General features: G+C 49.0%; 1 protein-coding gene. It reads right to left on the bottom strand.

What is annotated here, in order from left to right; genetic code table 11:
* On the bottom strand, positions 1-239 hold a 239-nt coding region (locus tag ACPYOJ_RS36600), incomplete at both ends, for an OmpA family protein (protein WP_481420570.1).

Below are 239 nucleotides of genomic sequence, written 5' to 3'. Positions count from 1 at the left end.
CCTTTAGAGATCAGGTAATCAACAACAGACTGAGCACGTTTCTCAGACAGTTTCTGGTTGTAAGCGTCAGAACCGATACGGTCGGTGAAGCCCAGAACCACTACAGAACCGTCTTTAGGATCCAGGTTGCTCAGCTGGGTGTACAGCTGATCCAGTGCCTGCTGACCTTCTGGTTTCAGGGTAGCTTTGTTGAAGTTGAACAGAACGTCAGACTTCAGAGTGAAGTGCTTGGTCTGTAC

The sequence above is a fragment of the Rhizobium sp. SVR5-9E genome (genome assembly GCF_056755095.1).
This window is presented reverse-complemented; position numbering and strand designations above follow the sequence as displayed.